Annotated in this window: 6 protein-coding genes; 4 read left to right on the top strand and 2 right to left on the bottom strand. The window is 64.7% G+C overall.

Annotated features, from left to right (window positions below; translation table 11 throughout):
• Positions 1-242 (top strand): SHOCT domain-containing protein (locus tag A2J02_RS28420; protein WP_231911491.1); only part of this gene is annotated, 242 nt, incomplete at its 5' end.
• Here A2J02_RS28420 and A2J02_RS21875 read toward each other — a convergent pair.
• Positions 211-1,122, bottom strand: a complete 912-nt coding sequence (locus tag A2J02_RS21875) for a LysR family transcriptional regulator (RefSeq protein ID WP_068053494.1) — start codon at positions 1,120-1,122, stop codon at positions 211-213. The genes A2J02_RS28420 and A2J02_RS21875 overlap by 32 nt on opposite strands.
• 72 nt (positions 1,123-1,194) lie before the next feature.
• Here A2J02_RS21875 and A2J02_RS21870 point away from each other — a divergent pair, with 72 nt between their 5' ends.
• The 3 genes from A2J02_RS21870 to A2J02_RS21860 all read left to right on the top strand — a co-directional run bounded on the left by A2J02_RS21870 (position 1,195) and on the right by A2J02_RS21860 (position 4,175).
• Entirely contained in the window at positions 1,195-2,091 is an 897-nt protein-coding gene (locus A2J02_RS21870; RefSeq protein WP_068053498.1) for an EamA family transporter, read from the top strand.
• Positions 2,092-2,209: 118 nt separating this feature from the next.
• On the top strand, positions 2,210-3,472 hold the full coding sequence (locus A2J02_RS21865) for a Mur ligase family protein (protein WP_068053495.1): 1,263 nt from the start codon (positions 2,210-2,212) through the stop codon (positions 3,470-3,472).
• Positions 3,465-4,175, top strand: coding sequence for a type 1 glutamine amidotransferase (locus tag A2J02_RS21860; protein ID WP_068053491.1), 711 nt, complete (start codon positions 3,465-3,467; stop codon positions 4,173-4,175). Before A2J02_RS21865 ends, A2J02_RS21860 begins: the two co-directional genes overlap by 8 nt.
• A gap of 32 nt (positions 4,176-4,207) precedes the next feature.
• Here the strand turns inward: A2J02_RS21860 and A2J02_RS21855 are convergent, their stop codons facing one another.
• Positions 4,208-5,215, bottom strand: a complete 1,008-nt coding sequence (locus A2J02_RS21855) for a type IV toxin-antitoxin system AbiEi family antitoxin domain-containing protein (protein ID WP_068053487.1) — start codon at positions 5,213-5,215, stop codon at positions 4,208-4,210.
• Positions 5,216-5,427 lie beyond the last annotated feature (212 nt).

Below are 5,427 nucleotides of genomic sequence, written 5' to 3'. Positions count from 1 at the left end.
TGCTCTTCCTCATCATCGCGCCGTTCTTCACCGCGCTGATCTACCTCATCGTGAACGGCGGCAACATGGCCGAGCGTCAGGTTGCCGCCCTGCAGCACGCCAAGGACCAGCAGGAGAACTACATCAAAGAAGTGGCCGGTCGGTCCGCATCGGAGGAGATCGCACACGCAAAGACGTTGCTGGACAACGGAACCATCGATCAGGACGAGTTCAGGACGCTGAAGGCCAAAGCTCTGTCCTGAGGTCTGCCTCCGCCCGGAACGCGTCGAGCACGGCCGCGATCGCCGGTAGGCGTCGAGCGTCGGGCCTGGTCGCAAGTTCGTAGATGCGCCCGGCCCGAACACCCGATAACTCTCGACGCACCAGACCGGGATGCACCACGGCGTACCGCGGCATCAGTGCCACGCCGTGACCGGCCGCCACCAACACCTCGGTGACGCGAAAATCGTTCACGCGCTGAACCACTCGGGGTTCGACGCCGGTGGCCGCGGCTACCGAGAGCAGCACGTCGTCGACCGGGAATCCGCCGCGGACACTGATCCATCGTTCGTCGACCAGGTCCCTGAGGTCTATCGATTCATGTTGCGCCAGGCCGTGATCGGGCGGGAGCACCAGATCGATGGGCTCGCGCATCAGGGTCGTCACTTCGATGCGCGGGCCTGCGGTCGACGGGGCCCGCTCGTCGCGGTGGGTGAGCACCACGTCGTAGTCGGCCAACAGTTCCGGCACCGAGGATGCAGGCAGGTCCTCGTCGCGTGCCTCGATGTCGACGTCCGAGTTACCCAACCGCGTCAGCACCCCGGGCAGCAGCAGAGCAGCACCGGACGGGAACAGCGCGACTCGGACGCGTCCCCGCGGGGACGCACGGTACCGATCCATCTCGGCTCTAGCGCGGCCGACCGCAGCGAGCACCTCGTCGGTACGCAGCACCAGAGCGCGTCCGGCATCGGTCAGTCGGAGCCGGCGACCGTCCGGTTCGAGGAGCGTCACACCCGCTTCCCTGGCCAGCAGCTTGAGTTGCTGGGATACCGCCGAGGGGGTCATCGACATCGCGTCGGCCACCGCTGCGACAGTTCCACGGTCGGCGAGTTCCGCGAGGATCCGCAGCCGCTCCACGTTCATGCAGTAAATCTTAACTGTTGATGCGGATATATTCGATTGTGCTGATCATTCGCAGCGGACACGATGGACGCCATGACCACTCGCGACCGCCTCCTCGGATTGACCGTCGCCGTGCTGTGGGGACTGAACTTCCTCGCCATTCGCGTCGGACTCGATCATTTTCCGCCGTTCTTCTTCGGCGCATTGCGCTTCCTGGTCATCGCCATCCCGGTCGTCCTGTTCGTCCCGAGGCCGAAAGTGCCGCTGAAGTGGTTGCTGCTCTACGGCCTCGGGTTCGGATTTCTGCAATTCGCCTTCCTGTTCGCGGCGATGGCAGCAGGCATGCCCACCGGATTGGCGTCACTCGTGCTGCAGTCGTCCGCCCCGTTCACCGTTGTGCTCGGCGCTGTTCTGCTGCGCGAACACGTCTCTCGCAGACAGGCGATCGGCATCGCGGTCGCCGTCCTCGGCATGGTCCTGATCGGATGGGACCGCGCTCAGAACGCCTCCCTGCTTCCGGTGATCCTCACCCTCCTCGCCGGCCTCGGCTGGGCGTTCGGCAATCTGGGAAACCGACTCGCCAAGTCCGATTCGCCGATGACGCTGATGCTGTGGATGACCGTCGTTCCGCCGCTGCCGATGCTGGCGCTGTCCGCGATCTTCGAGGGCCCGAGCACCGGCTGGCATGCGCTGACGGAGTCGTTCGGTCCGCAAGGCTGGCCAGGGTTGGTCGCGTTGGCCTACATCGTGATTCCCGCCACCATCATCGGCAGCGGTCTCTGGAGCATCCTGATGAGCCGCAACCCCGCCGGACTGGTCGCGCCGTTCTCGCTGATGGTTCCCGTCGTCGGGATCGCCGGTGCCTGGATTTTCCTGGGCGAGAACCCGTCCGTGCTCGCACTGATCGGTGGCGTCGTCGTGATCGGCGGATGCCTCGGCGGCATGGCCGTGCGACGGTCGGTCGAAGTTCGGGAGAAAGCACCGGTGTGAGTAGCGGGAGTGGAGCCTGCGGAATGACCCAATAGGGCGGGAGTGGAGCCTGCGGAATGACCGAGGGGTAGAAACCGCCGACGTGAAACTGCACGCTCTTCTGTGCCAGACTCGGCGGATGGTTGAAGTGGGTGAGCGCAGACGTATCGGTGCACGTGGCCGTGTGGCACTGCGCGCGGCGGAGCTGGCGACCTGGGCGTCTCGCAAGGCGGGTCGGGGCAAGGGCTCGATGATCGGCGGACTCGTCGCCCTGAAGATCGATCCGAACATCCTCGGCGGGCTCGGTCGCGGACGACGAACCGTCATCGTCACCGGCACCAACGGCAAATCCACCACCACGCGTATGACGGCCGCTGCCCTTGCCACCCTCGGTGACGTCGCCACCCAGGCCGACGGCGCGAACATGGATGCCGGCATCGTCGCGGCCCTGCACGCTCACTTCGATGCCGAACTGGCTGCTCTCGAGGTCGACGAACTGCACGTCCCCCATGTCTCCGACGAGGTGGAACCGGCGGCCATCGTGTTGCTCAACCTCAGTCGCGATCAGCTCGACCGCGTGGGCGAGATCAACATGATCGAACGCAAGCTGCGCGCCGGACTGGCCCGGCATCCCGAGACCGTCGTCATCGCCAACTGCGACGACGTCCTCGTCACCTCGGCAGCATTCGACGCACCGAACGTCGTCTGGGTCGCGGCCGGCGGCGGATGGGCCGGCGATTCGGTCAGCTGTCCGCGCACGGGCGAACCCATCCTGTGGGAGGGCGAGCACTGGTACAGCACCGGCAGCGACTTCAAGCGCCCGACGCCGGACTGGTGGCTCGACGACGAGAATCTCTACGGGCCCGACGGACTCGTCCTGCCGATGACGTTGTCACTGCCAGGTAAAGCCAACCGCGGCAACGCAGCTCAGGCCGTGGCCGCCGCAGTGACCCTCGGCGCGAGCGCGGAAGGTGCCGTCGCCGCCGCGTCGAGCGTCGACGAAGTAGCCGGACGCTACTCCACCATCCAGTACGGATCGCATTCCGTCCGAATGCTTCTCGCCAAGAATCCCGCCGGCTGGCAGGAAGCACTGTCGATGATCGATCCCACCTGCGACGGACTCGTCATCGCCGTCAACGGTCAGGTTCCCGACGGCGAGGATCTGTCGTGGCTGTGGGACGTTCGCTTCGAGCACTTCGAGAACGTCGCTGTCGTCGCCGCCGGTGAACGTGCGACCGACCTCGGAGTGCGACTCCTCTATGCCGGTTCGCAGCACACCACCATCGCAGATCCGCTGCAGGCCATCGCATCCTGCCCACCGGGACGCGTCGAAGTGCTCGCAAACTACACCGCGTTCCGCGATCTCGGGCGAGCGCTGGCACGTGAGGTGAAAAATGTCTGAGTCCACCGTACGCATCGGCCTCGTCCTGCCCGACGTGATGGGCACTTACGGCGACAACGGAAATGCGCTCATTCTGCGGCAGCGACTGCGGATGCGAGACATCGATGCCGAGGTCGTCCAGATCACTCTCAGCGACCCGGTCCCCGATTCGCTCGACGTGTACACCCTTGGTGGAGCCGAGGATTCGGCTCAACGCCTCGCGACCCGTCACCTCACCCGATACCCGGGACTGCAGAACGCCGCCGCCCGCGGGGTGCCGGTGCTCGCCATCTGCGCCGCGATCCAGGTTCTCGGCCACTGGTACGAAACATCCGCAGGCGAACGCGTCGACGGCATCTCCCTGTTCGACGTCACCACCGCGCCGCAGGCAACCAGGTCCATCGGCGAGGTCGTCACCGAACCCGCACTCGACGGCCTGAGCCAGAAACTCACCGGCTTCGAGAATCACCGCGGCGGAACAACTCTCGGCCTGGACGCGTCCCCATTGGCCAAGGTCACCCACGGTGTCGGCAACGGTGTCGGCGACGGACGCGAAGGCGTCGTGCAGGGTTCTGTGATCGGCACGTACATGCACGGCCCGGTACTCGCCCGGAACCCGGAATTGGCGGACTACTTGTTGGAGCGTGCCTTGGGCACCACTCTCGCTCCCCTCGAGCTTGCCGAGGTTGCGCAGTTACGTAAAGAGCGGCTGCGCCGCACGTGAACGAAAACTCGTAGCCCGCTACGAATTTCCACTCACAAGGCGCAACGTTCGCACGGGTACGACGCGTCGTCCCAACCCTCTCTGACCAGCACCTCGCGGACCTCGCGGTACACACCGCACGGGTCGTCGGTCACTTCGTGCCAGCCGTACATCAACCGCGGCAGGTTCCTCAGCTCCGCAGCATTGTCACGCCTGCGATCGCGAAATCGCCGCTGCTTGGCAGAGTGGAAGGCCTGGCCGTCCAGCCTGACGATGAGGTCGCAGATCTGATAGCGAATGTCCTCGAAAAGCTGTCGGCCGTCAACGAATACCGGGGCCTGCCGCTGCCCGACCGGCAGACCGTGTGCCTGCTCGACGTCGAGTACATAACGGTGTTCGAGTGCAGAATGGACTCCGTCGCGCATGAGAGCCAGCGTGTGCAAAATCGGTTTGAGGTGGCGCATCGGTCGCCGGACTTCGACCTTGCTCGTCATGGCTGCGACGTTCACGCCACCCGAAGACATCGCCGAGACCAATGTGGTCGTCGCTTGCCTCGACGTCGGCTCTGCGACAACGAGATCGAGGACCGTATCGACGGTGCTCGTTCGAGCCGGATTCGTCTCGACACCGATGTGTCCCATGGCTCGGGAACGGTGGACCACTACCCCGGGATGGATTTGTTCGTTGCTTTCCGAGGTGAAGTTCTGCTTGGCGTGCCTCATCGTCGGCGGCTTGCTGGTGGCCGAGCATCCGTACGGAACGGTGACGTGAACCGGGCCTGCCGCAGGCCGAACCCACCCCCATTCCTCCGCGGCGGTGGTGTGACTGAGCAACGCTCCCCGCCCTGCGTACAGCAGCGCTGCAGACAATTGCATCTCACGAGTCAGCGGCCCATTGGTCACCGAGACGACTCCACGAAACACTCTCAGCCACTGCCCGGTTTCCACGTAGTAGTTGATCGAATCCTTGTTGACGCCGAAAGCATGCATCTGTTTCGTGGTGATGATTCCGTGCTGCTCGTCCAATAATCGCTGCCAGGTACCCGCTGGTCTTGTCCTCATGGACCTCAGGATGGCCGGTTTCCAGCGCCCACGTCAGAATCTATCCACAGGGTGTGCACAACTCCGGGTCGTGAGTGGAAACTCGACCCCTGCTACGAGGTTTCGTGCACGTGCGGCGAAGCCGCTCTCATATGGAGGTCGGCCTGTCAACGACGGCATGGTGAAGCGGTGGCACGCACCGTCGTGTGTGCCACCGCTTCCTGTTGCCGGGA

The sequence above is a fragment of the Rhodococcus sp. EPR-147 genome, from assembly GCF_001647185.1.
Taxonomy (GTDB): Bacteria; Actinomycetota; Actinomycetes; order Mycobacteriales; family Mycobacteriaceae; genus Rhodococcoides.
Note: the sequence above shows the minus strand (reverse complement) of the source record. Positions and strands in the feature narration are given on the sequence as shown.

What these genes read in the sequence shown, in the direction of transcription:
- A2J02_RS21865 (WP_068053495.1), top strand. Translation starts at nt 2,210, where the DNA reads ATGGTTGAAGTGGGTGAGCGCAGACGTATCGGTGCACGTGGCCGTGTG.
- A2J02_RS21875 (WP_068053494.1), bottom strand. Translation starts at nt 1,122, where the DNA reads ATGAACGTGGAGCGGCTGCGGATCCTCGCGGAACTCGCCGACCGTGGA.
- A2J02_RS21870 (WP_068053498.1), top strand. Translation starts at nt 1,195, where the DNA reads ATGACCACTCGCGACCGCCTCCTCGGATTGACCGTCGCCGTGCTGTGG.
- A2J02_RS21855 (WP_068053487.1), bottom strand. Translation starts at nt 5,215, where the DNA reads ATGAGGACAAGACCAGCGGGTACCTGGCAGCGATTATTGGACGAGCAG.
- A2J02_RS21860 (WP_068053491.1), top strand. Translation starts at nt 3,465, where the DNA reads ATGTCTGAGTCCACCGTACGCATCGGCCTCGTCCTGCCCGACGTGATG.